Origin of the sequence: Nocardia sp. NPDC020380, from assembly GCF_044386975.1 — a bacterium.
Classification (GTDB): Bacteria; Actinomycetota; Actinomycetes; order Mycobacteriales; family Mycobacteriaceae; genus Nocardia.
This window is the reverse complement of the sequence record NZ_JBIRVQ010000016.1, coordinates 144,584-168,421: the sequence shown is the minus strand read 5'-3', so window position 1 is coordinate 168,421 and position 23,838 is coordinate 144,584. Positions and strand designations below refer to the sequence as shown.

The following is a 23,838-nucleotide window of genomic DNA, read 5'->3' as shown; positions in this document are numbered from 1 at the left end:
AACGATCAGCCGCGAGCCGGGATCAGCTGCAGGCCGGGGAGGTCTGGTTGGCCACCTGCAGCATGTTGCAGATCCACTCCTTCTGGACCTTCCACTTGCCGTCCTCGACCACCAGCGGCACCACCATCTGGTTCGGGGCGCCGCCGTTGATGGTGGCCGACGCGTCGGCGGTGGCGCTGCCGTTGCCGAGGTCGGTCACATTGTTGACGGTGATGGTGGCGTTGTTCTGCTTGAAGGCGGCGACCAGGCGCGAGGGCAGCGACGGATCGGCCGACACACCCTGCATCAGATCCAGCTTCTGGTCATCCGGGATGTTCGAGTCGAGCGCCTTCTGCAGTTCCGCGTTCAGGTCCGCCGCGGTCGGGACCGGCGGGAAGTTGCCACTCGGGGCCGCCGACGCGGACGTCGCCGCCGCGGCGGCGGAGGTGGTAGCAGCCGGCTTGGTGTCTCCCTTGTCACCGCTACCGCACGCCGTCAATCCAAGTGCGGCCACGAGGGCCAGAGTGGCAACCGCGATGCGTCCAGTGTTCTGAAGCTTCAACTGCTCGTCCTTTACGTTCCAGTAGGTCCGTTCGACACGTGACAGCTGCACCCGACCGGCGACGCTGCACGGGGCCCGACACTACCAACGGGTACTCCGGAAAGCCGACTCCAGAAGCGGGCATACCGCTTTTTCAGACTGAATCCTCATAATTCACGCAAACCGGGTCAGCGCAGGCTGCCCAGCGGGTCCGCCCGCGACAACTCCGGATCATCCGCGGCGAACGTACGCGCCGGACCCGGCCCGGTACTGCGGGTTTCGAACCGCACGGTCACCCGGCCGTGACCCGCGCCCTGCACCCAGCCGTGCCCGTGCTCCGGATGCTCGACATCCAGCCCGGGATACCAGATCCCGGTCGCATAGGAACGAGTCGCGGGCGGCACCAGCGGTTCCGAATCGAGGGCCACACCCAGCGTCGGCTCCTCCGACACCGCCTCGGCATTGTCGACCGTCTGATCGAGCTCCGGGAACAACGACTCCTGCCGGATCTCCGACAGGCCCGCGAAACCCACGCCCACCAAGCGGATCGGACCCAGCTCGGCCGGATCGATGGCGGAACGCTGGGCGGCCGCGGTCAAGGTGGCGAGATCCTCTGTGGCATAAGGCAGCGTCGACGAGCGCGTCACGATGCTCATATCCGACTTCTTCAGCTTCAGCACCACCGTGCGCGCCGCGCGACCATCGGAGGTCAGGCGGCGATGCGCGGAGACCGCCATGGCGTCGATGGCGGGCCGTAGCTGGGCCAGATTGAGAATGTCGCTCTCATAGGTGGTTTCGGCGCTGATCTGCTTGGCCTGCGTGTTCTCCGCGACCGGGCGGTCGTCGATGCCGCGCGCCAGCCGATGCAGGGCCAAGCCCATGGCGCCGCCCAGGATCGAGGTCACCTCGGACTCCGGCAGCGCCGCCAACGCGCCGACGGTCTCGATACCCAGGGAGCGCAGCCGATGCTCGGCCACCGGGCCGACGCCCCACAGTTTGCGAACCGGCAACGCCGACAGGAAGTCCCGCTGCTCGGCGGGCGAGATCACCCGCACTCCATCGGGTTTGGCCAACCCCGACGCGATCTTGGCGAGCTGCTTCCCGCTGCCCGCGCCCACGGACGCCACCAGCCCGGTGCGCTCCCGCACCACCGCGCGCAACTCCTGGCAGAAGTCGAGCACTCGCGCCGCGGTGGCCCCGGCCAGTTCCGCGGGTTCGGCGAAGGCCTCGTCGAAGGACAGCGTCTCCAGCACGGGAATTCGCGACCGCAAGGTCTCGAACACCTGCCCGCTCAACTCCGAATACACCGCCCCGCGCGGCGGCACCACCACCGCCGTCACCCCCACCAGCCGCCGCGCCTGATGCATGGGCATGGCCGAGCGCGCACCGAACACTCGCGCCTCATAGCTGGCTCCCGCCACCACGCCACGCCCGCCCATCCCGCCGACGAGCACCGGCCGGCCCTGCAAGGTGGGCCGCGTGAGCTGCTCGACCGAGGCGAAGAACGCGTCCATATCTATGTGCAGCACCCACCGCCGCCCCACGGTGAGGTCCCGGCCGCCCACAGCCGGAACATCCTCGCGAACCGCGCTCACAGACTGGCCGGTAGCTGGGAACCGGCTGCCGATTTGCTGCGTATCCGCAGCCGCCACGCCCGCGCCGGCAGCGGCCGGAACCGAGCCGTCCGCGGCGCTTCGACCAGGACGGACGTCCCGGTCCGCGGGGTGGGCAGCCGTGTTCACACCGGGAAATCTACAAGCGGCTACCGACAAGTCCGTCCCGGCCTGTGTGTGATGATCGACCCATGACGATTCGCAAGGCCGTGATCCCCGCCGCCGGCATCGGTTCCCGGCTGCTGCCACTGACCAAGGCGATTCCGAAGGAGATGCTCGCGGTCGGCGACAAGCCGGTCATCGAACACACGGTGCGCGAACTGGTGGCCTCCGGCATCACGGACATCACCATCGTGGTGAGTGGCGGAAAGTCGTTGATCCAGGACCACTTCCGGCCCAACCCGGCGCTCGTCGCGCAGCTGCGCGCGGACGGCAAGACCGCCTACGCCGACGCCGTCGAAGAGGTCGGCGAGCTCAGCCGCCGCGGCCACATCACCTACCTCGACCAGCACGGCCCCTACGGCAACGGCACGCCCGTCCTGAACGCCGCCCGCCACCTGGGCGACGAGCCCATGCTGGTGCTGTGGCCCGACGACGTCTTCGTCGCCGAGGTGCCGCGCGCCCAGCAGCTCATCGACGCCTACGAGAAGACCGACGCCCCGGTGCTCGCCCTCATGCCCATGGATCCGTCGGAGTCGCAGCGCTACGGCGTGCCCGTGGTGGAGGAGACCGTCGGTGACGGCCTCATGCGCATCAGCGGGCTGAAGGAGAAGCCGAAGCCGAACGACGCGCCGTCCTCGTTCGCGGCCATCGGCGGCTATGTGGTGACGCCGGGCATCATCGCGGAACTGCGCCGCCAGGTGGACAACTGGTACACGCACCGCACCGGCGAGGTGTATCTGACCGACGCCATCAATCTCTACGCCGCCGAGAATCCGGTGTACGGCCAGGTGATTCGCGGCAACTGGTACGACACCGGCAACCCGGCCGACTACCTGGTGGCCCAATTCGCCTCGGCCCTGGCACATCCCGAGTACGGCCCGCTGCTCCGTCAGCTGGTCACCGACACCACCCGCTGACACCGCGCCGCGGCGAGCGGGCTACTCGTCGGCGGCGTTGTAGCGCACCAGGTATTCGGCCAGTCGCGCGACATCCTCGTCCTCCCAGTCGAGGAAGCGCAGGGTGAATGCCTCGGTGCGGCTGCGGGCGGCTTCCCGGGCGACCCGCCGGCCCTCCGGGGTCGCCCGCAGGACATGATTGCGGCGATTGGTGGGATCGGCCTCGCGGTCGAGATAGCCGAGTTGCTCGAGCGCGGCCACCTGGCGGCTGACGGTGGATTTGTCGAGGTGGAAGTGGCCGGCCAGGTCCGCCGCCAGGCAACCGTCGCGCTCGATGACCAGGTCGAGGATGCTCGACGCCACCAGCGACAGTTCGGGGTGCAGTTCGGCCGCCTTGCCGCGGGCGCGGCGCGCGAACGCGGTGAGCTCACGCTGTATGACCTCGATCGCATCCCGGCGGGCGGGGAATGCAGGATCCTTCTCCATAGTTGTAGACTACAACCTCGCTTGGTTGTATTTACCAACTATTGGAGAAGAAAGCTCATGGCCACCCAACAGCTCCGGCACGTAATCACCCACCTGCTCACCCCGCTACTCATGTGCCTGGGCATGGGCCTGGCCTACCTCGGCGCCTTCCACCAGCCCGAACCCAACCACCTCGCCCTCGCCGTGGTCGGCGACAGCGCACAGGTGAAGGTGCTCGCGCAGACCCTGAAGGACAACGGCGGCGACGCCCTCGACGTCATCACCCTGCCCACCCGCGACGACGCCGTCAGCCAACTACGGCACCGCGACCTGGCCGGCGCCTTCGTACCCGACGCCCAGCACCCCGAACTGCTCGTCGCCAAGGCCGGATCCGACACCACCGCCATGGCCGCCGAAGCGGTCTTCGACCGCGTCACCATGCAGCAGGGCGTGCCGCTGACCGTCGCCGACATCACCACCCCCGCCTCCGGCGACCCGACCGCGCAGGGCATCTTCTTCCTGCTGGTGGCCCTGAGCATCGGCTCCTACGGCAGCGTCGCGGCCATCGGCGCGGCGGGCGCAGGACTGTCGATCTGGGTGCGCGGCTTGATCGGCCTGGTCACCTCGCTGCTGGTGAGCCTCATCGGAGTCGCGTTGTCCGGCCCCATCTTCCACGTGGTCGGCCATGACAATGCCGCCATCTGGGCCATGTCCTGGCTGTACTCGGCGGGCATCCTGGCCATCGGCATCGGGCTGCACACCTTCCTGAAGCGGTGGACCACCCTGGCCATGATGGTGCTGTTCGTCATGCTGAACTTCACCAGCTCGGGCGGCGTCTACACCCCGTGGCTGCAGAACGGATTCTTCGGATCGCTGCATTCCTTCTGGAACGGTGCGGGATTCGTGGAGGGCGCGCGCAGCCTGCTCTACTTCGACGGCAACGGTTTCGGCTCGCGCCTGGCCAGCCTGTTCGTCTGGCTCGCCGCCGGCATCGTGCTCATGATCGCGGCCGGATTCGCCGAAAAGCGCCGGGCGGCAGCGGTTTCGATCCCGGAGCCCGAGGAGATCGCCGAGGAGGAGATGGAAGAGACCGTCGGCGTCTGATCAGTTCCGCAAGCCGGACAAGGCAACCCGGATGCCGACCCGGACCGTCTCGATGTCGCTCAACCCGCCGCTGACCGCGACCCCGTCGCGAGTCAGCAGCAGGGCGCGAGCGGCATCGTCGGTCACTGCGTAACCGGCGGTGCGCAAGCGATCTGCCATGAGGTCGCGGAACCAGCCGCGGTAGTCGTCGACCACCTTGCGGACCGCGTGCTCCGGATCCGGGAACTCGACGGCCGCATTGAGGAACGGGCAGCCACGGAAGCCGGGCCCGCAACTGATTTCGCCGAGCCGCTCGAAGATGCCGGTGATGGATTCGGCGCCGCTGCCGGGGACGGACTCCAGAACCTCGCGCTGGCGGCCGTATTCGCGGACCAGGTAGGCGACGACGAGGTCGTCCTTGGTCTTGAAGTGCCGGTAGAAGGTGGCCTTCGCGACCCCCGCCTCGGCGATGATGCGGTCGATGCCCACGGTGTGGATGCCCTCGGCGTAGAACAGCCGGGTGGCGGTGTCGAGTAGACGTTCACGCGCTTCGCTCATCTCCGACCAGCACTCCTTCCGGGCTCGAAACTCACCCTTGACGATAGCAGACAGACCTGTCTACTCTGAAGCTCGACCGCGAACAGACAAGTCTGTCTAGGAGGAACGACATGACCACGCTCTTCACCTCATCCGCCACCTCGGTCGGCCGCGAAGGCCGCTCGGTCAGCTCGGACGGCTACCTCGACCTGAAGCTGGCCCAGCCCAAGTCGGTCGGCGGCACCGGTGACGGCACCAACCCGGAACAGCTGTTCGCCGTCGGCTACTCGGCCTGCTTCGCCGGCGCCCTGCAGGCCGTCGCCCGCAACCAGAAGGTCGACCTGGGCGACACCACCGTCACCGCCGACGTCAGCCTGCACAAGGACGACGAGACCGGCTTCAGCATCTCCGTCGTGCTGCACGTCGAGCTGCCCGACCACCTGCAGAACGACGAGGGCAAGGCGCTCGTCGAGGCCGCCCACCAGGTCTGCCCGTACTCGAAGGCCACCCGCGGCAACATCCCCGTGGAACTCGTTGTCGAGTAAGCAGTTTCAGTAGAAGCGTCGAATGGAGTAGATGTCGAACTGGCTCAGCGGAGTCAGGCCGACGGGGACACCCCAGTCGTACGCGTTCAACACGTTGCCGCCTCCTGCGTAGATTCCTACGTGGGAGGCGTCGTCGTTGAGGACGACCACATCGCCCGGTTGCAATGCGCCGAACGGGACTTCGAGCCCGGCCTCGGCTTGTTGCCAGGTGGTGCGCGGCATATCGACGCCGACACTGCGGAAAGCCCACTGCACCAGGCCCGAGCAATCCCAGTCGTCGGGGCCGACACCGCCCCAGCGGTAGGGCTTACCGGTCTGCGTAGTAGCCAGATTGAGCGCGATGAGCGCGCGGGGACTGGTGAACGGAAGCTGGGCGGAGCCACTCGCGCTTCCGGAGGCCGAACCCGAGCCGCTACCCGAGGACGATCCCGAGGCGGAGCCGGTGTCGGCGTGCGCGGCCGTGGCGAGGAACGTGGCGGTGAGCAGGAGACTGGCCGCGGTGACGAGTAATTGTGCGAATCGGCGTAGCACTGTTCGGGTCATGCACTTGCCCTCTCGGAACCGCATGCGAACTCGAATTAGCTATCTGATTGCTCATTTATCTCACGGATCACAATCTTCACCTGAAACCCCAGACTGGCGTGTCCGGAGATCCACATCACTCGGGATAGCTGTCAGACCTCCGACAGGTCCCGGTGCCGCGTCTCGGGCAGGGCCAGGATGGACAGCAGCGAGATCACCGCCATGGCCGCCATGAACAGGCCCACCGCCGTGGTCCCGCGGGTCTCCCCCAGCTGCGCCACGATCAGCGGCGCCGCACCGCCACCCAGCACGCCGCCGATGTTGTAGGCGATACCCGCACCGGAATACCGCACATCGGTACCGAACAGTTCGGGCAGGAACGCGCCCAGCGGACCCCACACGATGCCCATGCACAGCAGCGCGCCGGACAGGCCGACCACGATTGCCAACGGGCTCTTCGTGTTCAGCAGCGGGAACAACACCAGACTCCACACCAGCGCGAACGCCGAACCCGCGAGCATGAGCCGGCGCCGGCCCACCAGATCCGACCAGCGCGCCACGGTGAAGGTGGCGACACCCAGCACCACCACGGCGATCAGGGTCAGGCCGAGCACCGTATTACGCGGCACACCAAGGGTTTTCGTGGTGTAGGTCAGGCAGTAGGTGGACGCCGTGTAGAACATCACATACACGACCACGATGCTGCCCGCACCCAGCAGCAGCTGCTTCGGGTAGCGCCGGATCACCTCCAGCGTCGGCACCTTGCGCGCGGACTCCTGCGCCAGGAACGAGGCGAACGCCGGAGTCTCCGCCACCCGCAACCGGATTCGCAGCCCGACGATCACCAGCACGAACGACAACAGGAACGGAATCCGCCAGCCCCACGAGTCGAACGCGCTCTTCGGCAGCCACTCCGACAGCGCCCAGAACACTCCCGTCGCCGCGAAAAAGCCCACCGGCGAACCCATCTGGGGGGCGGAGGCGTAAGCCCATGCTTCCCTTCCGGCGCGTACTCGGTGGACAGCAGCGCGGGGATAGTACGTGCTACCGGTAGACGTCCGAGCGCTTGGCCACAGTGAAGATCGTGACCACACCGGCCTTGTCGTCGATGTTGTAGACGATCCGGTACTGGCCGAACCGGATACGCCAGTCGCTCTCGCTGCCGACGAGCTTCTTCACCCCGTCGGGGCGCGGGTTTTTCGCCAGGCCGATGATCAGGTGGAGGGCGGTGCCGAAGGCGTCGCGCGGCAGTCGCTGGAGCTGCTTCAGCACCTCAGGATGGAACTCGATCCGCATCCGCGCCTCACGAAGCGATCAAGTCGGCCGGATCCACGCCGAGCGAATCGAGCATCTCCGACATCGACATCGTCGAGAAGCCTTCATCGCGCACCCGACGCAGGTTCAGCGCATCCACGAGGTCGGCGTGCTCATGCAGGCGCTCGTAGTCGGCCATCGAGATGATGACCGCGATCTCGCTGCCACTGTCGGTGATGATCGCTTCCTCGCCGGTCGTGGCCACCCCGCGCACGATCGCTCCCAGCTGCATTCGCAACTCACGCAGGCTGTGTGTACTCATGTCAAACATGTTAGCCATTCGGAGCAGTAGCCGCCACGGATGGGTCCGACCGCGCGGCCCCCCAGAACGCGACGGGGCGGGGCCGCTCGGCCCCGCCCCGTCCATAAGCGATAACTCACGCTTTGGTGATCGAGACTTTCACACCGCCCACGACCTCACTGGCGTCCGCGCCGGCCGCACCGAAAGTCAGTGTGGTGGCGAGGATTTCACCGGCGATCAGAGCGCGGTGGGTTTCGGCCCAGGCGAGCCGCTCCGCCGGAACCTCGAGGACCACGGTGATGCGGTCGGAGACGTCCAGCCCCAGGGACTTGCGGGTCTCCTGCAGGTCGCGGATGAGGTCGCGGGCCCAGCCCTCGGCCTCCAGCTCCTCGGTCACCAGCGAGTTCAGCACCACCAGACCGGAATTGCCCGGCAGGGCGGCGGTGGACTCGGGTTCGGCGGCGACCAGGCGCTGCGTGTACTCCTCCGGGAGCAGCGCGATGCCCGCGGCGGTGACGGTGCCGTCGGCGGCCTCGCTCCACTCGCCGGCCTTGACCGCCTTGATGACCGTCTGCACCTCCTTGCCCAGACGCGGGCCCGCGGCACGCGCGTTCACCACGAGTTCGAAGCGGCCGTGCGCGGCCACATCGGTGGTGAGGTCGACGCGCTTGACGTTCACCTCGTCGGCGATCAGATCCACGAAGGGACGCAGGCGATCCGCGTCCGCGGCCGCCACCGTGACCTCCGAGAGCGGCAGCCGCACCCGCAGGTTCTGGGCCTTGCGCAGGCTCAGCACGGTCGAGCACGCGGTGCGCACCTCGTCCATGGCCGCCACCAGTTCCGGATCGGCGGGCAGTTCGGACGCGGCCGGCCAATCGGCCAGATGCACCGAACGGCCACCGGTCAGGCCCCGCCAGATCACCTCGGTGAGCAGCGGCAGCAGCGGCGCGGCGAGACGCGTGGTCACCTCGAGCACCGTGTGCAGGGTGTCGATGGCGTCGCGGTCCTCTTCCCAGAAGCGCGAACGCGACCGGCGCACATACCAATTGGTGAGCGCGTCGGCGAACGAGCGCAACTCGTCGCAGGCCGTGGCGATGTCGTACACCTCGAGCGCCTCGGTCATGACCTCGCGGGTCTGCGCCAGCTTCGCCAGGATGTACCGATCCAGCACGTTCTCGGAGTCCGTCCGCCACTCGCCCGGCTGCGAAGCGTAGAGCTGCAGGAAGGTCCACGCGTTCCACAGCGGGCGCAGCGCATGGCTGACACCCTCGCGGATGCCGCGTTCGGTGACGATCAGGTTGCCGCCGCGCAGTACCGGGGACGCCATCAGGAACCAGCGCATGGCGTCGGAGCCGTCGCGGTCGAAGACCTCGTTGACGTCCGGGTAGTTGCCCTTGGACTTGGACATCTTCAGGCCGTCGTCGCCGAGCACGATGCCGTGCGCGACCACCGACTTGAACGCCGGGCGATCGAAGAGCGCGGTCGACAGGATGTGCAGGTTGTAGAACCAGCCTCGGGTCTGACCGTTGTACTCGACGATGAAGTCGCCGGGACTGTGCGGCGCGACGTCGGCGGTGCCGCCAATGGATTCCGTCGCGGTGCCCTCGAACCACTCCTTGTTCTCGAACGGGTAGTGCACCTGCGCGTACGGCATGGAACCGGACTCGAACCAGCAGTCCAGCACCTCGGGCGTGCGCCGCATCATCGACTTCCCGGTCGGGTCATCGGGATTCGGGCGCACCAGGTCGTCGATGGCCGGCCGGTGCAGATCGGTCGGCCGCACGCCGAAGTCGTGCTCCAGCTGGTCCAGCGAACCGTAGACGTCCACGCGCGGGTACTCGGGATCGTCGGAGATCCACACCGGGATGGGCGCACCCCAGTAGCGGTTGCGGCTGATGTTCCAGTCGTGCGCGTTCTGCAGCCACTTGCCGAACTGGCCGTCGCGGATGTGCTCGGGGACCCAGGTGATCTCCTTGTTGAGCTCCACCATGCGATCCCGGAAGGTGGTGACCGCCACGAACCAGGACGGCACCGCCATGTAGATCAGCGGCTGCCCGGAACGCCAGCTGTGCGGGTACGAGTGCTCGATGGTCTCGTGCCGCAGCAGCTTTCCGGCCGCCTTCAGGTCCTTGATGATGACCGGGTTGGCATCGAAGACCATCAGGCCCTCGTACGGCGGCACCATCGAGGTGAACTTGCCGCCCGCGTCGAGGGGCTGCACCACCTCGATGCCGTAGGAGGTGGCGACATCCATGTCCTCCTCACCGAACGCGGGCGCGAGATGCACCACGCCGGTACCGGAGTCGGTGGTCACGTAGTCGGCGTTCAGTACCCGGTGGGCGTTCGGGTGGCCGAGGAAGAAGTCGAACGGCGGCAGGTAGTGCAGGCCCTCCAGCGCGGCGCCCGAGTGCTCGGACAGCACCGTCGGCTCCTCGCCCAGCTCCCGCGCGTAGTGCGAGACCCGTTCGGCGGACAACACATAGCGCTTGCCGTCCTTGCCCTCGACATGCACGTAGGTGAGGTCGGGGTGCACGGCGATGGCCAGGTTGGACGGCAGGGTCCACGGCGTGGTGGTCCAGATGAGCGCGTTGGCGCCGTGCAGCGCGTGCAGTGGATGGTCCGCGGGGACCTGCAGCAGCATGTCGACGGTGACCGCCGGATCCTGGCGCATCCGGTAGGCGTCGTCGAGGCGCGCCTCCTGATTCGACAGCGGCGTCTGCTCGTACCAGCTGTAGGGCAGGACGCGGAAACCTTGGTAGATCAACCCCTTGTCGTACAGCGACTTGAACGCCCACATGACCGACTCCATAAAGTCGAGGTCGAGGGTTTTGTAGTCGTTGTCGAAGTCGACCCAGCGTGCCTGGCGTGTCACATAGTTACGCCACTCGTTCGTGTAGCGCAGTACCGATGATTTGCACGCGGCATTGAATTCCGCGAGGCCCATGGCATCGATCTGTGATTTGTCCGTGATACCGAGCTGCTTCTCAGCTTCGATTTCCGCGGGCAGGCCGTGAGTATCCCAACCGAATCGTCGCTCGACCTTCTTCCCACGCATGGTTTGAAAGCGCGGGATCAAATCCTTGACATATCCGGTCAGCAGATGCCCGTAGTGCGGCAACCCATTGGCGAAGGGCGGGCCGTCGTAGAAGACGAATTCCGGTGCATCGGAACGGTTCTCGATGCTCGCGCGGAAGGTGTCATCGGCCGCCCAGTAGTCGAGCACCCGCTGCTCCAGCTCGGGGAACGACACCTGGCCGGACGTGCGGCTCAGGTCAACGCGGGGATACGCGGAACGCGCCGTCGAATCGGTGGTTCGGGTGGTGGTGTCCTCCGCCATGGCGGCCTCTCAGTCTCCTCGTGCCATCAATCATGGGCACGGGGACGATCTCGGCGCCCTCTGCGCCGGTACCGCGGTACCACCCCGCTTGCTCGGCCCAGGATCGAGAACCCTTGTGCGACCGAACCTCTCGTGACGAGCTGTGACGGGCTCACCCGTTCGGTTCTACTGAGCGCTCACGCGCCGTTCTTCCGAAGACTCCCCGGTGATGGCCGGATCGACGCCGTCTTGCTAGTGCTGATTCTAGCCGGACGGGTCCAGGGAATATTCCCCGGACCCGTGTCCGTGCAGATCTTGCCCAAGATCTACCTAGTGTTTCGCATGCCGGCCGCCGGGCCTGGCCTGCGCCTCCTCATCGTTGTTCTCCTGGCGTAACGACAACGCACTGACGAGGAGCAGCACCGCGCCGATCACGCACACGATGATGCAGCCCCACGCCCAGATCACCGAACCGGTGGTCAGTGCGGTCACCAACAGGCCGAAGCCTATTGCGGCCAGGACGAGCGTTATCACGAGCAAGAGCACCACCCCCTCGCGCTGAGTCGATAGCGGCGTTCGTGGAGCCCCGCATGGTGCGGAAACCCCTCGGGCCCGTCGCTACCGCCGTGACGGCGGTGGCGGCGTCACCACCAGGATCGGGACCCCGGAAGCGGCGCCTTGGCCTCGGTATCGAGTTTACTTGCTGCCCTTCAGAAGTGCCCCGTTGCCGGCCGCGCCTTCGTTGAACTCGCCGCCGTCGACCGGAACGGCCGATCCACGGTTCTCCAGCTCCTCGAGCTGCGACTCCAGGTAGGACTTCAGCCGCACCCGGTACTCCCGCTCGAAGGTCTTGAGCTGCTCGATACGGCTCTCCAGCACGCTGCGCTGCTGGGTGATGGTGGCCATGATCTCGGTGTGCTTGCGCTCGGCGTCGGCCTGCAGCGAGTCGGCCTTCTCCTTGGCCTGGCGCAGCTGGGAATCCGAGCGGTTCTGCGCGTCGGACAGCATGGCCTCCGCCTTCTGGCGGGCGTCGGCGATCATGGCCTCACTGCGGCTGCGCGCATCGCTGACCAGGCGTTCCGAATTCGCTCTGGCATTGGCCAGCAGCTGCTCGGCCTCGGTCTTCGCGTCCGAGGTGAGGCGGTCGGCCATCTCCTGAGCGAGCGAAAGGACCTTGGCGGCCTGCAGATTCGCGTCCGCGCTGGGGGCCGCGTCCTGCTTGACGGCCGCGACCGGCGCGGGGGCGGGCATGGGCGGCGGGGGCGCGACCGGCGGCGCCGCCTTCACCGGCTCCGGAACCGGAGGCTGCTTGGCAACCTGCACCGGACCCCGGTTCTTCTTGGCATCGGCGAGTTCGGCATCCAGCTCGGCAACACGCTGACGCAGATCCGCGTTTTCTTCGATGAGGCGGGAGAGCTCCTGCTCGACCAGGTCGAGGAAGGCGTCGACTTCATCCTCGTTGTAGCCGCGCTTCCCGATCGGTGGTTTGCTGAACGCGACGTTATGAACATCAGCGGGGGTCAGCGGCATGGAACGATCCCTTCGCGCTTCGTATGGAGATCTAGCGGTAGATCTGGGCAAGCTTTCTTTCGGCCCATTCTGTCACACCTGAGCTATCGACTGCCCTGCCTGGCCCGTGATCGTCATCAAGATGAAGACGATGAAAAGCAGGACCATTATCGACAGATCGAGCCGAATTCCCCCAAGATTCACTGGGGGTATCAAACGCCTCAGAAGTTTCACCGGCGGGTCCGTGATCGTGAAGATCACCTCCAGGATGATCACGACGAAGCCCGTCGGCCGCCAGTCCCGCGCGAAGCTGCGGATGAACTCGACGATGACACGGCTGATCAGCAGCAGCCAGAAGAGGAACAGCAGTAGGTTCAACACCTGGAACAAGGCCACCCTGCCACTCTGCCCGAGATTCACTGCGTTGCAAAATAAGAAACGCCATCGCCCCGGTCACAGCGCGGTTCATGCAACTCGGGCATGTCGGACACGACACACGACAACCCTGGCGGCAACCGGGCTGGACAGCTTGGAACGACTCGAGTCCCCACCGGCGCACCCCCATATCCCGCTGCGCCACCGAATTCCCTTCCTTGTCAGCTCAACTCGCAGGTTCGCGGCCCGGCTCGGTCTGGACCGACGGAGCGGAGGAGCGAAGCGGAGGAGCGAAGGAGGGAAGACCGAGCGGCAGGGCCGCGAACACGCCGGAGCGCAGCGGAGGCAGAAAATACAGCTACTTCTGGTTGTAGAAACCGTTTTCGGCGATGCGGCGGCGCTCCTCGGCGGAGACATCGACATCGGCGGGCGACAGCAGGAACACCTTGGTGGCCACCTTGTCGAACGAACCACGCAGCGCGAACGCCAGACCGGCCGCGAAGTCCACCAGGCGGCGCGCGTCGGAGTTGCTCATCTCCACCAGGTCCATGATCACCGGGGTGCCGTCCCGGAAGCGCTCACCGATGATGGCGGCCTCCGCGTAGGTGCGCGGGCGCAGCGTGGTGATCTTGGACAAGGGCCCTCCGTCCGCGAAGATCTCGGAGCGGTTGCGGGCGGATTCGATCCGGCGCTCCTCGATCCGCATCTCCTCGATTCGGCGCTCGGCCTCGGGATCCACGGCGAGCGCGCCCCGCGTGGTGCCGCGCACCATGGGCGCGCTGCCGCCCACCGAACGCGTGCGGCTGGACGGCGCGGTGTCGATGCGGGTGGGGCGGCGCGGCGGCTCGTACCGGTCGTCCTCGTAGCGGTCCCGCTCGTCGTATTCGTCACGGCGGGACGCGCTGTAGGCAGGCTTGTACGGCGCCTTGTACGCCGGTTCGTAGGCGGGCTCGTCGTCGTAGCGATCGCGCTCGTCGTAGCGGTCGTACTCACGTTCGGCATATGGCCGGGGGCGGCGCTGGGCCCGCTCGTCGGCACTCCGGGCTCCCCCACCCACACCACGGTCATCGACGTAATCGTCTTCGTAGTCCTCGAGCGGAACCATCCCGAAGTACGCCTTGAACTTGTGCAGCGTGCTCATCTGGTCGACCTTCCTTCGGCCCCGGTTGGCCTGAGGTGTTGTCCTGCTCAGTCCTCGTCCGCCACCAAGCATATGTTTCATATGTGACTGATGAGGTTTGTTTGCTACGCCGAGGTTATCGGTCGCGCGCCCATCAGTGCCGTACCGACACGCACGCAGGTCGAGCCGTGGCGGATGGCGGCCTCGAGATCCCCCGACATGCCCGCCGACAGCTCCGTGGCCTCGGGATGTGTGCGCAACAAGGAGGCGTGGATCCGCTCCAGTTCGGCGAACGCGGCATCGGGATCGGCATCCACCGGCGGAATCGCCATCAAGCCCGCTAGCTGCAGTGATGCCGAAGCGGCGACCTGATCGGCGAGCGCGAGCAAGGTTGCTCCGCGTACGCCACCGCGCTCCGGATCGTCGTCGAGACTCACCTGGAGCAGCACTCGCAAGGGGCTGTGCCGCTCCCCGGTTTCGAGGGCCGCCTCGGTGCCGGCGTCAAGGGCTGTTGCCAGCCTGTCGCTATCGACCGAATAGACCGTATCCGCCCAGCGTGCAACGTGTTTCGCCTTGTTGCGCTGGAGGCGGCCGATGAATTCCCAGCGTACTTGCGACAGGTGGCGTAGCTGCGCCACCTTGCCGGAAGCCTCCTGCTCACGGGATTCACCGAACTCGCGGCGGCCGAGCCCATAGAGGATCTCGATATCCGAGGCGGGGAAGAACTTGGTCACCGGCAGCAGCCGGACCTCGGCGGATGTGCGGCCCGCGGCCCGGCACGCTGCGTCGATGCGCGCGGTGAGGGCCGTCAGGCTCGCCGACAACACAGTCGCCCGGGCAGTGACGAGGCTCTCGTCGGCGGGTGCCGCGGTCGGTCCGGAACCGGTTGCGGCAGCGATATTCTCGGTCATTCTGCGATTCCCTCCGATGACATCCAAATCACACCGGCGAGTCGTCCGGTCGGCGCGCCGCGTCGATGTGAGAAGAGCGTCTTGTCCTCGATGGTGCACCGCGGGTCCACCGCGACCGCGGGCACGCCCGCCGCCTCCAGCTGCCGGCGGATGCCCGCGCGCAGATCCAGTCCGGGGGTGCCCTTGGCGGTGGTGGTCGCGCTGCCCGGCAGATGCGCGTCGACATCCGCGCGCATGGCGGCGGGCACCTCGTACTGGCGACCGCTGGCCGCCGGTCCGAGGAACGCGCCGATGCGCTCGGGCTTGGCGCCCACCGAGATCATGATCTCCAGCACCCGCGGCACGATGCCGATGCGCGCCCCGATCCGGCCCGCGTGCACGGCCGCGATCACGCCGGCCTCGTCATCGGACAACAGGATCGGCACACAGTCGGCGCTCAGCACCACCAGCGCCAGATCGCGCCGCGTGGTTACCAGCGCATCGGTGGCGGGCACCGGCTCGGTGCGCGGCCCGTCCACGATCTCCACGTTCCGGCCGTGGATCTGTTCCATCCACACCAGCCGCTCCGGCGGCAGGCCGATGTTCTCCGCGAGCCGAACCCGATTGCGCCGCACGGCCTCCGGATCGTCCCCCACATGATCGCCGAGGTTGAACGAGTCGTAGGGCGCCTGGGAGAACCCGCCCGCGCGCGTGGTCACCACGCGCCTGGTCCGGAAAGCCTGTGCAGCAGAAGTCATGCCTTCGAGCGTAGTGGCCACCGGGCGGCAACCCCGGCTCCGTACACGTGGCGAATATCGCCCGTGACGGCTAGCTCGAGCCGAAGGAACCGGTGGAGCTGCCGGCGGAACCGCTGGCCGAGCCGGTGCCGGCGGTGCGGCCGGTAGGGGTGACGCTGAAGTCGGTGCAGGTCCCGCCGGGACCGGCGGTGGCCTGGCAGGCGATGTAGACCTTGGCGCCCTGGGCGGTGAAGGTCTGCGAAATCGTGGCGGGCGCAGTCGAATTCACGGTCTGGCTGACATAGGCGTTGTTGGAGACCGAGTCCAGGGCCAGCGCCAGTACGCCGCCGCCGTCGGCCGCCGAGACCTGCACCGAGAAGGTGTATTCGGAGCCCTTGGTGACCGGAACGTCCTGGCCCACGTACCCGCTGTCGTGGACCGAGGCGGTGCCGGCGTTCAGATCGGCGTTGTAGAGGTGCACGCCCCAGCCGTTGCTGCCGTCGGCGAAGGCGGGATTCACGACGAGGTTCTGACCGGCGGTGAGCTGCAGGCCTGGGGCGGCGTGGGCCGTGCCCGCCGCGGTCAGGCCGGTGGCCGCGAGCAGCGCGATGCCGCTGCCGATCGTGCGTCGTATCGTCATGATTCCTCCTGATCGAACCCGTTACAGGTGAACAGCTACCCGCTGGCAATCAACGATCGAGCACGCTAGCATCCGGCCGAATGAGCGCTGCGTCACATCAGAAGCGGCAGGTCACAGGCGGAAAGCACGACGCACCGGGTTCCGCCGAGCGGAGGACCGGTGCGCCGGAGGAGATCATGACCGCGTCAGCGGCGCATGAAGGACGGGACGTCGACATCGTCGTCGTCCGCGTCCGGGGGCTGAATGTGACTGCGCGGGTTGGTGGTAACCGTCGGGTCGACCGCGGGCCGCGGCGCGCCGTAGGACGGGACCGGACCGCGCTCGGAGACGGGCGCCGTCGGGGGTGCGGGCGCCGGCTCCTGACGGGGCGCCGGCTCCGGAGCCCGCGCCGTGCTGTATTCGCTGGTGCGGCTGACCGTTCCGGCCGACGCGCTGGCGGTATTGGCGGCGGTGGTGGAGCTGAAATTGCGCGCGACAGCGGGTTCGATGCGGCGCGACGGGCCGCTGCCGTCGAAACCGGCCGCGATCACGGTGACCCGCACCTCGTCGCCGAGCGAATCGTCGATGACCGTTCCGAAGATGATGTTGGCCTCGATGTGCGCGGCCTCCTGCACCAGCGAGGCGGCCTCGTTGATCTCGAAGAGCCCGAGGTCCGAACCGCCCGCGATGGAGAGCAGCACGCCGTGGGCGCCGTCCATGGACGCCTCCAGCAGCGGCGAATTGATCGCGGCCTCCGCGGCTTTCACCGACCGGCCCTCACCACGCGCCGAGCCGATGCCCATGAGGGCCGAGCCCGCACCGGACATGACGGACTTGACGTCCGCGAAGTCGACGTTGATCAGGCCCGGGGTGGTGATCAGGTCGGTGATGCCCTGAACACCGTTGAGCAGCACCTCATCCGCGGAACGGAAGGCGTCCATCAGGCTGACGGCCGCGTCGCCGAGCTGCAGCAGCCGGTCGTTGGGGATGACGATGAGGGTGTCGCAGGATTCGCGCAGCGCCTGGATGCCGGCCTCGGCCTGGCCGCTGCGGCGCTTGCCCTCGAACGAGAAGGGCCGCGTCACAACGCCGATGGTGAGGGCGCCGAGCTTGCGGGCGATCTGCGCGACGACCGGGGCGCCGCCGGTACCGGTGCCACCGCCTTCGCCGGCGGTCACGAAGACCATGTCGGCGCCCTTGAGCACCTCTTCGATCTCGTCCTTGTGGTCCTCGGCGGCCTTGCGGCCCACCTCGGGATCCGCGCCGGCGCCGAGACCACGGGTGAGTTCACGGCCGACATCGAGCTTGACGTCGGCATCGGACATGAGCAGAGCCTGCGCGTCGGTGTTGACCGCGATGAACTCGACTCCCTTGAGTCCCTGTTCGATCATCCGGTTGACGGCGTTCACGCCGCCGCCGCCGATACCGACGACCTTGATCACAGCAAGGTAGTTGTGCGGGGGCGTCATGGGCTCTCGCCTTCCTTCGATCTGAAACAGCTTGTCGTCTTCGGATGCTCGCCGTATGCCGACGCTCATGGTCTCGGTCCGATAAACCCTCAACCATAGCTTCAGCGTTATGTCAAGTACCCGACTGGTGCGGAACGTTATTCGCGGCCACCGCGTTACCAGCGCAGGCGCGCCGACACGAGTGTCAGAATCTTGTGTGATTCAGCCCGTTCGGCCCACCCAGGCATCGTATCGTGGACGGTTGCCCTCCGGTGCCGAGATGGAACCGACGGTGACATTCCGGCAAGCCGCCGAAAAATTCGGCGGCTCAATGGGTATCGCTCACTTTACCGTTACCAGATTCGGACTCGAAATGTCGAAGACCTTGCCGTCCTGGGTGAGCAGCGGCAACACGACCGCCGCCTTGCGCGGGGAATCGTTCGTGCCGCCCCACAACACGGTACGGCCGTCTCGCAACTCGAGGGCTATGTCCGAAACCGAGCGGGCCACAACCTGTCCCACCTGATCACGCAGGCCCTGCGGGGCCGACGAGATCACCGCGACCGCCGCCCTGGTGACCGGATCCGAACCGCCCGGATGGTCCGTGACGAGTTTGGGCACACCCGGTCCCGGCGGTTCGATGGCGAATTCCACGCTGTCGCAATCGAGCAGGTGGGTGCCGTCGGGGCTGTCGAAGTAGAGGACCGCGGTGCGCTCGACGACAGTCACCATCACGCTGGACGGAAACTTGCGCTGTACCCGGACGGTACGGATCTTGGGTAGCTTGGCGACGCGGTCGGCCATGGCCGTGGTGTCCAGGCGCAGCATGGACAGACCATCCGGTACTTGCAGGGCATCGCGCACCTGCTGCTCCGGAACCGCTGACAGACCGTCGATTCGGACACTGCGTACCGCCAGGATCGGCGAAAACCATGCCACCAGGCCGATTACGAGCACCGCCACCAGACCGGCGGCGAGCCCGATCCGCACCTTGCGGGAGCGCCAGGCGCCGGCCACCCGCGATTCCCGGGGCGCGCGGCCGCGGCGCAAGCGGGCCCGCCGGGCCGCCGCCCCTTCCGGCCGTGCGGAATCCGCCGCGGCGGGCACGCCGTCGGCGTCCTCGTAGCCGTCGTCCTCGTGCGCGAATTCGTCGTCGTCGTAGGCGTAACCGTCGTCGTCGTAGCCGTCGTCCGCGCCGTCGGCTTCGGTGTCGTACAGGTCGTCGTCCGGCACCTCACCGGTGTGACCGGTTTCCGGCTCGGCGCGGCCGTGACCGGTATCAGCGTGGCCGTGTTCCGGCCGGTCGTCCGCTCCCCCACCCGAGCCCATGCCCGCTCACCGCCCGTGTGAAGGTCGTGCCCGCAGCCCGTCGAGAATCTGGCTGCCCAGCATGGTGACATCGCCGGCGCCCATGGTGATGACCACATCGCCGGGCCGCGCCAGCGCGCCGACCTGCTTGCCGACCCGCGACATATCCGGTTGGTAGTGCACGGGTTTGGTGACCGCGTTGGCCACCAGCGCACCGTTCACGCCGGGCAGCGGTTCCTCGCGCGCGCCGTAGACATCGAGCACCACGACCTCGTCGGCCAGCGACAGGGCCGCGCCGAACTCGGTCGCGAAAGTGGCGGTGCGACTGTACAAATGCGGCTGGAAGACCACGATGACCCGGCCCGGCCGCGAGCGGGCGCCGTCGCGCGCCTCCTGCGCCACCAGTTCGGCGGCGGCGCTGAGCACCGCGCGCACCTCGGTCGGGTGGTGGGCGTAGTCGTCGAAGACGCGCACGCCGTTCTCGCGCCCGGTGAGCTGGAAGCGGCGGTGCACGCCGCCGAAACCCTCCAGACCCTGGATGATTTCGCCCATATCGGCGCCGGCCGCGCGGGCGGCGAGCAGCGCGCCCAGCGCGTTGAGCGCCATGTGCCGGCCGGGCACCGAGAGCCGCAGGGTGCGCGGCGCGGGCTCGTCCGCGAGCTGGAAAACCGCCACACCACCCACATCCCGGGGCTCCCAGGACAGCAGCCGCGCACCGATCGGCACCGCCGCGGCGGCCGCCTGCCCGGCTCCGGGCACGCCATCCGCCCCGTTCGCGGGCAGGCCCGGATCATCGGGCATCGTCGCGAAATCGGCTGAGCCGTAACCCATCACCTCGATGTCACGCGGATCGCCGGCCAGCCGCGCCACGGAACGACGAGCCAGTCCGAGCGAGCCCGGATCGTCCACGCACACCACCAGCCGGCCGCCGGGCTGCAGCCGGTCGACGAAGTCGTCGAACACCTGCGTGTAGGCCTCGTCGGTGCCGAAGTAGTCCAGGTGGTCGGATTCGATATTGGTGACCACGGCGACGTCCGGCGCGTACTGCAGCAGCGAGCCGTCGCTCTCGTCGGCCTCGGCCACGAAGATGCCGCCGGTGCCGTGGTGGGCATTGGTGCCCGCCTCGTTGAGCTCGCCGCCGACCGCGAAGGACGGATCGAAGCCGCAGTGCTGCAGGGCGACCACCAGCATGGAGGTGGTCGAGGTCTTGCCGTGGGTGCCCGAGACCAGCAGGGTCTTGTGGCCCTGCATGAGTTCGGCGAGCACGGTCGGGCGCAACAGCACCGGGACGCCGCGTTCGCGCGCCTCCACCAGTTCCGGATTGGTCTTGGGGATCGCGGCATAGGTGGTGACCACGGCGGTCGGGCCGCCCGGCAGCAGATCCAGTGCGCTGCCGTCGTGCCCGATGCGGACCTGGGCGCCGCGGGCGCGCAGGGCGAGGACACCGCGGCTCTCCTTGGCGTCCGAACCGGACACCATGCCGCCGCGCGACAACAGGATTCGCGCGATGCCGGACATGCCCGCGCCGCCGATGCCGATCATGTGCACGCGCTGCAGCAGTTCCGGCAGATCGGTGTGCTGCTCGGACGTCACCTGGAATTACCTCGTTCCCTCGAATGTCGCATCGGATAGCTGGGTTCCCAGGCCCGGGTGCTGCGCCACGATTCGGTGGAGCGGCTGGTGGTGCGCCGGGCCGAATCCGAATCTATCGATCTGCGCGGGACCCGGTCGGAGCCGCCCCGGCTCTTGACGCCTTTCCCGCCCTTCGCGCCCTTGCCGGACGGCAGGGCCCGTCGCTGCGGGCCCGGTTTGACGCCGGCTTTCGCTTTCGCCGCGGCCTTCGCCTTGGCCTTGGCCTTCGACTTGGCGCGCGCCGCCTGTGCCCTTGCGGGCGAATACATTTCGGGTTTGGGCAGCCGCAGCATCCTGGAGAAGCGGCCGTCCTGGCCGTCGTGCAGGGCGGCCACCGCCTCGGGTTCGTGCCGGGCGGCACTGGCGATGATGCCGAACATGAGCAGGGTGATGGCGAGCGAGGAACCACCCGCGGACACCAGCGGCAACTGTAGACCGGTCACCGGCAGCAGACCCACCACATAGCCCACATTGATCAGCGCCTGCCCGGTGATCCAGCAGGTGGCCGAGGCGGTCAGCAGCCGCAGGAACGGGTCCACCGAGCGGCTGGCGATGCGCAGACCGGTGTACACGAACAGCGCGAAAAGCCCCAGGACCAGCGCACATCCGAGAAAACCGAGTTCCTCGCCGATGATGGCGAAGATGAAGTCGTTGTGCGCGTTGGGCAGGTAGCTCCACTTGGCGCGGGACTGCCCGAGCCCGCGGCCCCAGATGCCGCCGTCGGCCAGCGAGTACTTGGCCTGCCGCGCCTGATAGCCGATGCCCTGCGGATCCGAGCCCGGACTGAAGAAGGCGCGCATACGGTCCGAGCGGTACCCCGCCGACAGCGCCAGAATGCCCGCGGCCGCCGCGCCCGAGATGGCGATGGTGACGAACATGCGCAGCGGCAGCCCGCCGAACCACAGCAGCGCTGTCAGCACGATGCCGAGCGCGATGGTGGTGGACAGGTTGGGTTCCAGCACCACCAGGAAACACACCAGCAGGCCCGCGGGCACCAGCGGCATGAGAATGTCCTTGTAGCTCGCCTTTTCGGCCTGCCGCGAGGCGAGCAGGTGCGAACCCCACACCACCAGCGTGACTTTCACGATCTCGGACGGCTGCACTGACACGAACCCGAGGTCGAACCAGCGCCGCGAGCCCTGCACCTCGGTGCCGATGCCGGGGATCAGCACCAGGACCAGCAGCACCACCGAGATCGCGAACACCGGGAACGACAACTGCCGCAGCACCCGGATCGGCACGCGCAGGGCGATATAGAACAGCAGCCCGCCGAACAGGGCCATCAGCGCCTGCTGGATGAACAGCGAGTACGGCGACGAGCCGTTCGCGTACGCCTCGACATTCGACGCCGAGAGCACCATGACCAGGCCGAGCACGGTGAGCAGCACCGCGATGGCCACGACCAGGTGGAAGGAGGCGAGCGGGCGGGCCAGCCAGGCCCCGAACCAGTTCATCGGCAGCCGTCGCACCGTTGCCTGCTTTCCGGTCCGGCTCGCGGCCCGCTGTTCCCTGCTCACGGCACGCCGTGATGGCGCCGCCGTCATTCCGATCTCCCGATGTCCTTCTCGTCCAAGGCCTGCACCGCCGCGGCGAAACTGCGGCCGCGATGGGTGTAGTCGGCGAACATGTCCAGGGATGCCGCGGCCGGGGCCAGCAGCACGGTATCGCCGCGATGGGCGTATCCGGCCGCCACGCGCACAGCACGAGCCATCACCGCGTCAGGTTCGATCTCGGTGAAGGCTTCACCCATACCGGCATCGTCCCTCGAATTCAGCTCCACGACCGGGACATCCGGGGCGTGTCGCGCGAGTGCGGCGGCGATCACCGGCGCGTCGACGCCGAAGAGCACGGCGGCGACGAGGTGATCCCGGGTCTCCTCGACGAGATCCTCGACGCCCGCGCCCTTGAGCTGACCGCCCGCCACCCACACCACATTCGGGTGCGCGAGGATCGAGGACCGCGCGGCATGCGGGTTGGTGGCCTTGGAATCGTCGACGAATTCCACACCCGAGAGTTCGCGCACGAACGCGGCGCGATGCGGGCCCACCTTGTGCTCCTGCAGCCCCTCCTTCACGAACTGCGGGGCCACATCGATGGATCGGGTGAGCGCGGCCGCCGCGAGAGCATCGGCCACACCGGCCGGGCCCTGCGGGCTGATATCGCTGACCTCGGCCAGGATCGCGGCCTTGGTGAAGGCACGATCCAGCAGTTTGCCGTCCACCACGCCGAGTTCCCCGTCGGCGGGGACGCCGATGCGGAAGCCGACGGTGCGGCGCGCCTTGGACTTCCGCGCCAGCGCGGCGGCCACCTGATCGTCCAGGCCGACCACGCCGACGCGGCCGGTGAGGGCTCGCGCCTTGGCGGCGGCGTAGGCGTCGAGCCCGCCGTGCCAATCCAGGTGATCCTCGGCCACATTCAGCACCACACCGGCCTCGGGCCGTACCGACGGCGCCCAATGCAGCTGGAACGACGAGAGTTCCACCGCCAGCACCTGCGGTCCCGGGCTGCGCCGCAGCGCGTCCAGGATGGGCAGGCCGATATTGCCGCAGGCCACCGACGGAATGCCGGCGGCGCGCAGGATGGCGTGCGTCATCTGGGTGGTGGTGGTCTTGCCGTTGGTGCCGGTGATGACCAGCCACTTGCGGACCGGGCCGTAGATGCGCGCCTGATCCACCCACCACGCGAACTCGACGTCACCCCACACGGGGATGCCCTCGGTCACGGCGGAGACCAGTACCGGGGAATCCGGCCGCCAGCCCGGGCTGGTGATGACCAGCGCGAACCGTTGCAGCGCATCGGGTTCCAGTAGGTCCGCGCCGGTGGCGGTGGCCAGGCCCAGTTCGGCGGCCTCGGCCAGGGCTTTCTCGCCGCCGTCCGTCACCACCGGGCGGGCGCCGATGTCCTGCAGCGGCTCGATCAGCGAGCGCCCGGACACCCCCCATCCGGCGACGAGAACGTCACGGCCACGCAGGAATTCGAGCATGGG

At 67.8% G+C, this 23,838-nt stretch carries 24 protein-coding genes; 3 read left to right on the top strand and 21 right to left on the bottom strand.

The annotated features are described in order from the left end of the window. Positions 1-22 precede the first annotated feature (22 nt). Positions 23-493: a hypothetical protein gene (locus tag ACH438_RS37175; protein WP_397014176.1), complete on the bottom strand. Its 471-nt coding sequence runs from the start codon at positions 491-493 to the stop codon at positions 23-25. Positions 494-708: 215 nt separating this feature from the next. Then, on the bottom strand, positions 709-2,034 hold the full coding sequence (locus tag ACH438_RS37170; protein ID WP_397014283.1) for a DNA polymerase IV: 1,326 nt from the start codon (positions 2,032-2,034) through the stop codon (positions 709-711). Between the two features lie 290 nt (positions 2,035-2,324). Here ACH438_RS37170 and ACH438_RS37165 point away from each other — a divergent pair, with 290 nt between their 5' ends. Beyond that, positions 2,325-3,212: a UTP--glucose-1-phosphate uridylyltransferase gene (locus ACH438_RS37165; RefSeq protein ID WP_397014174.1), complete on the top strand. Its 888-nt coding sequence runs from the start codon at positions 2,325-2,327 to the stop codon at positions 3,210-3,212. 21 nt (positions 3,213-3,233) lie between these two features. On the opposite strand, the gene ACH438_RS37160 is transcribed toward ACH438_RS37165, so the two are convergent. Then, entirely contained in the window at positions 3,234-3,677 is a 444-nt protein-coding gene (locus ACH438_RS37160; RefSeq protein ID WP_397014172.1) for a MarR family winged helix-turn-helix transcriptional regulator, read from the bottom strand. A gap of 57 nt (positions 3,678-3,734) precedes the next feature. Here ACH438_RS37160 and ACH438_RS37155 point away from each other — a divergent pair, with 57 nt between their 5' ends. After that, the gene (locus tag ACH438_RS37155) at positions 3,735-4,760 is read left to right on the top strand and encodes a hypothetical protein (RefSeq protein WP_397014170.1); all 1,026 of its coding nucleotides are present in this window, start codon (positions 3,735-3,737) and stop codon (positions 4,758-4,760) included. Here ACH438_RS37155 and ACH438_RS37150 read toward each other — a convergent pair whose 3' ends face one another. After that, on the bottom strand, positions 4,761-5,297 hold the full coding sequence (locus ACH438_RS37150) for a TetR/AcrR family transcriptional regulator (protein ID WP_397014168.1): 537 nt from the start codon (positions 5,295-5,297) through the stop codon (positions 4,761-4,763). Positions 5,298-5,407: 110 nt separating this feature from the next. Here ACH438_RS37150 and ACH438_RS37145 point away from each other — a divergent pair, with 110 nt between their 5' ends. Beyond that, positions 5,408-5,821 (top strand): organic hydroperoxide resistance protein, encoded by a 414-nt coding sequence (locus ACH438_RS37145; protein WP_397014166.1) that lies wholly within the window; start codon positions 5,408-5,410, stop codon positions 5,819-5,821. A gap of 6 nt (positions 5,822-5,827) precedes the next feature. On the opposite strand, the gene ACH438_RS37140 is transcribed toward ACH438_RS37145, so the two are convergent. The 17 genes from ACH438_RS37140 to murD all read right to left on the bottom strand — a co-directional run bounded on the left by ACH438_RS37140 (position 5,828) and on the right by murD (position 23,835). Beyond that, positions 5,828-6,364, bottom strand: coding sequence for a C40 family peptidase (locus ACH438_RS37140; protein WP_397014164.1), 537 nt, complete (start codon positions 6,362-6,364; stop codon positions 5,828-5,830). A 131-nt stretch (positions 6,365-6,495) separates the two neighbouring features. After that, positions 6,496-7,299, bottom strand: a complete 804-nt coding sequence (locus tag ACH438_RS37135; RefSeq protein WP_397014162.1) for an MFS transporter — start codon at positions 7,297-7,299, stop codon at positions 6,496-6,498. Between the two features lie 88 nt (positions 7,300-7,387). Further along, positions 7,388-7,639 (bottom strand): type II toxin-antitoxin system RelE/ParE family toxin, encoded by a 252-nt coding sequence (locus ACH438_RS37130; RefSeq protein WP_397014160.1) that lies wholly within the window; start codon positions 7,637-7,639, stop codon positions 7,388-7,390. Between the two features lie 7 nt (positions 7,640-7,646). Then, positions 7,647-7,919: a type II toxin-antitoxin system Phd/YefM family antitoxin gene (locus tag ACH438_RS37125; RefSeq protein WP_397014158.1), complete on the bottom strand. Its 273-nt coding sequence runs from the start codon at positions 7,917-7,919 to the stop codon at positions 7,647-7,649. A gap of 115 nt (positions 7,920-8,034) precedes the next feature. Continuing rightward, positions 8,035-11,235: an isoleucine--tRNA ligase gene (gene ileS, locus ACH438_RS37120; protein ID WP_397014156.1), complete on the bottom strand. Its 3,201-nt coding sequence runs from the start codon at positions 11,233-11,235 to the stop codon at positions 8,035-8,037. A gap of 309 nt (positions 11,236-11,544) precedes the next feature. Next, the gene (locus ACH438_RS37115) at positions 11,545-11,754 is read right to left on the bottom strand and encodes a hypothetical protein (RefSeq protein ID WP_397014154.1); all 210 of its coding nucleotides are present in this window, start codon (positions 11,752-11,754) and stop codon (positions 11,545-11,547) included. Between the two features lie 156 nt (positions 11,755-11,910). Beyond that, positions 11,911-12,744, bottom strand: a complete 834-nt coding sequence (locus ACH438_RS37110) for a DivIVA domain-containing protein (protein WP_397014152.1) — start codon at positions 12,742-12,744, stop codon at positions 11,911-11,913. 72 nt (positions 12,745-12,816) lie between these two features. Further along, positions 12,817-13,119 (bottom strand): YggT family protein, encoded by a 303-nt coding sequence (locus ACH438_RS37105; protein WP_397014150.1) that lies wholly within the window; start codon positions 13,117-13,119, stop codon positions 12,817-12,819. A gap of 337 nt (positions 13,120-13,456) precedes the next feature. After that, complete coding sequence (locus ACH438_RS37100) at positions 13,457-14,239, bottom strand: cell division protein SepF (RefSeq protein ID WP_397014148.1); 783 nt, start codon at positions 14,237-14,239, stop codon at positions 13,457-13,459. A gap of 104 nt (positions 14,240-14,343) precedes the next feature. After that, a complete protein-coding gene (locus ACH438_RS37095) occupies positions 14,344-15,129 on the bottom strand; it encodes a YggS family pyridoxal phosphate-dependent enzyme (protein ID WP_397014146.1) in 786 nt (261 codons plus the stop codon). Continuing rightward, a complete protein-coding gene (gene pgeF, locus ACH438_RS37090) occupies positions 15,126-15,866 on the bottom strand; it encodes a peptidoglycan editing factor PgeF (protein ID WP_397014144.1) in 741 nt (246 codons plus the stop codon). The genes ACH438_RS37095 and pgeF overlap by 4 nt, the downstream gene beginning before the upstream one ends. A gap of 70 nt (positions 15,867-15,936) precedes the next feature. Next, positions 15,937-16,485, bottom strand: a complete 549-nt coding sequence (locus ACH438_RS37085; protein ID WP_397014142.1) for a hypothetical protein — start codon at positions 16,483-16,485, stop codon at positions 15,937-15,939. A 185-nt stretch (positions 16,486-16,670) separates the two neighbouring features. Beyond that, a complete protein-coding gene (gene ftsZ / locus ACH438_RS37080) occupies positions 16,671-17,933 on the bottom strand; it encodes a cell division protein FtsZ (RefSeq protein ID WP_397014140.1) in 1,263 nt (420 codons plus the stop codon). A gap of 321 nt (positions 17,934-18,254) precedes the next feature. After that, entirely contained in the window at positions 18,255-19,241 is a 987-nt protein-coding gene (locus ACH438_RS37075; protein ID WP_397014138.1) for a cell division protein FtsQ/DivIB, read from the bottom strand. A gap of 6 nt (positions 19,242-19,247) precedes the next feature. Then, a complete protein-coding gene (murC, locus tag ACH438_RS37070) occupies positions 19,248-20,762 on the bottom strand; it encodes a UDP-N-acetylmuramate--L-alanine ligase (RefSeq protein ID WP_397014281.1) in 1,515 nt (504 codons plus the stop codon). 47 nt (positions 20,763-20,809) lie between these two features. Next, positions 20,810-22,396 carry a putative lipid II flippase FtsW gene (gene ftsW / locus ACH438_RS37065; protein WP_397014136.1) on the bottom strand — a complete coding sequence of 529 codons (1,587 nt, stop codon included), beginning with the start codon at positions 22,394-22,396 and terminating at the stop codon, positions 20,810-20,812. Next, positions 22,393-23,835: a UDP-N-acetylmuramoyl-L-alanine--D-glutamate ligase gene (gene murD / locus ACH438_RS37060; protein ID WP_397014279.1), complete on the bottom strand. Its 1,443-nt coding sequence runs from the start codon at positions 23,833-23,835 to the stop codon at positions 22,393-22,395. The genes ftsW and murD overlap by 4 nt, the downstream gene beginning before the upstream one ends. Between the last annotated feature and the right edge of the window lie 3 nt (positions 23,836-23,838).

Bases quoted from the DNA above. Each gene is read 5' to 3' on its own strand.
- ACH438_RS37095 (WP_397014146.1), bottom strand. From the start codon at position 15,129: ATGACCGAGAATATCGCTGCCGCAACCGGTTCCGGACCGACCGCGGCA.
- ACH438_RS37130 (WP_397014160.1), bottom strand. From the start codon at position 7,639: ATGCGGATCGAGTTCCATCCTGAGGTGCTGAAGCAGCTCCAGCGACTG.
- ACH438_RS37075 (WP_397014138.1), bottom strand. From the start codon at position 19,241: ATGGGCTCGGGTGGGGGAGCGGACGACCGGCCGGAACACGGCCACGCT.
- ACH438_RS37160 (WP_397014172.1), bottom strand. From the start codon at position 3,677: ATGGAGAAGGATCCTGCATTCCCCGCCCGCCGGGATGCGATCGAGGTC.
- murD (WP_397014279.1), bottom strand. From the start codon at position 23,835: ATGCTCGAATTCCTGCGTGGCCGTGACGTTCTCGTCGCCGGATGGGGG.
- ACH438_RS37125 (WP_397014158.1), bottom strand. From the start codon at position 7,919: ATGAGTACACACAGCCTGCGTGAGTTGCGAATGCAGCTGGGAGCGATC.
- ACH438_RS37165 (WP_397014174.1), top strand. From the start codon at position 2,325: ATGACGATTCGCAAGGCCGTGATCCCCGCCGCCGGCATCGGTTCCCGG.
- ACH438_RS37170 (WP_397014283.1), bottom strand. From the start codon at position 2,034: ATGGACGCGTTCTTCGCCTCGGTCGAGCAGCTCACGCGGCCCACCTTG.
- ileS (WP_397014156.1), bottom strand. From the start codon at position 11,235: ATGGCGGAGGACACCACCACCCGAACCACCGATTCGACGGCGCGTTCC.
- ACH438_RS37100 (WP_397014148.1), bottom strand. From the start codon at position 14,239: ATGAGCACGCTGCACAAGTTCAAGGCGTACTTCGGGATGGTTCCGCTC.
- ACH438_RS37150 (WP_397014168.1), bottom strand. From the start codon at position 5,297: ATGAGCGAAGCGCGTGAACGTCTACTCGACACCGCCACCCGGCTGTTC.
- ACH438_RS37085 (WP_397014142.1), bottom strand. From the start codon at position 16,485: ATGACGATACGACGCACGATCGGCAGCGGCATCGCGCTGCTCGCGGCC.
- ACH438_RS37110 (WP_397014152.1), bottom strand. From the start codon at position 12,744: ATGCCGCTGACCCCCGCTGATGTTCATAACGTCGCGTTCAGCAAACCA.
- pgeF (WP_397014144.1), bottom strand. From the start codon at position 15,866: ATGACTTCTGCTGCACAGGCTTTCCGGACCAGGCGCGTGGTGACCACG.
- ACH438_RS37140 (WP_397014164.1), bottom strand. From the start codon at position 6,364: ATGACCCGAACAGTGCTACGCCGATTCGCACAATTACTCGTCACCGCG.
- ftsW (WP_397014136.1), bottom strand. From the start codon at position 22,396: ATGACGGCGGCGCCATCACGGCGTGCCGTGAGCAGGGAACAGCGGGCC.
- murC (WP_397014281.1), bottom strand. From the start codon at position 20,762: ATGATCGGCATCGGCGGCGCGGGCATGTCCGGCATCGCGCGAATCCTG.
- ACH438_RS37155 (WP_397014170.1), top strand. From the start codon at position 3,735: ATGGCCACCCAACAGCTCCGGCACGTAATCACCCACCTGCTCACCCCG.
- ACH438_RS37145 (WP_397014166.1), top strand. From the start codon at position 5,408: ATGACCACGCTCTTCACCTCATCCGCCACCTCGGTCGGCCGCGAAGGC.
- ftsZ (WP_397014140.1), bottom strand. From the start codon at position 17,933: ATGACGCCCCCGCACAACTACCTTGCTGTGATCAAGGTCGTCGGTATC.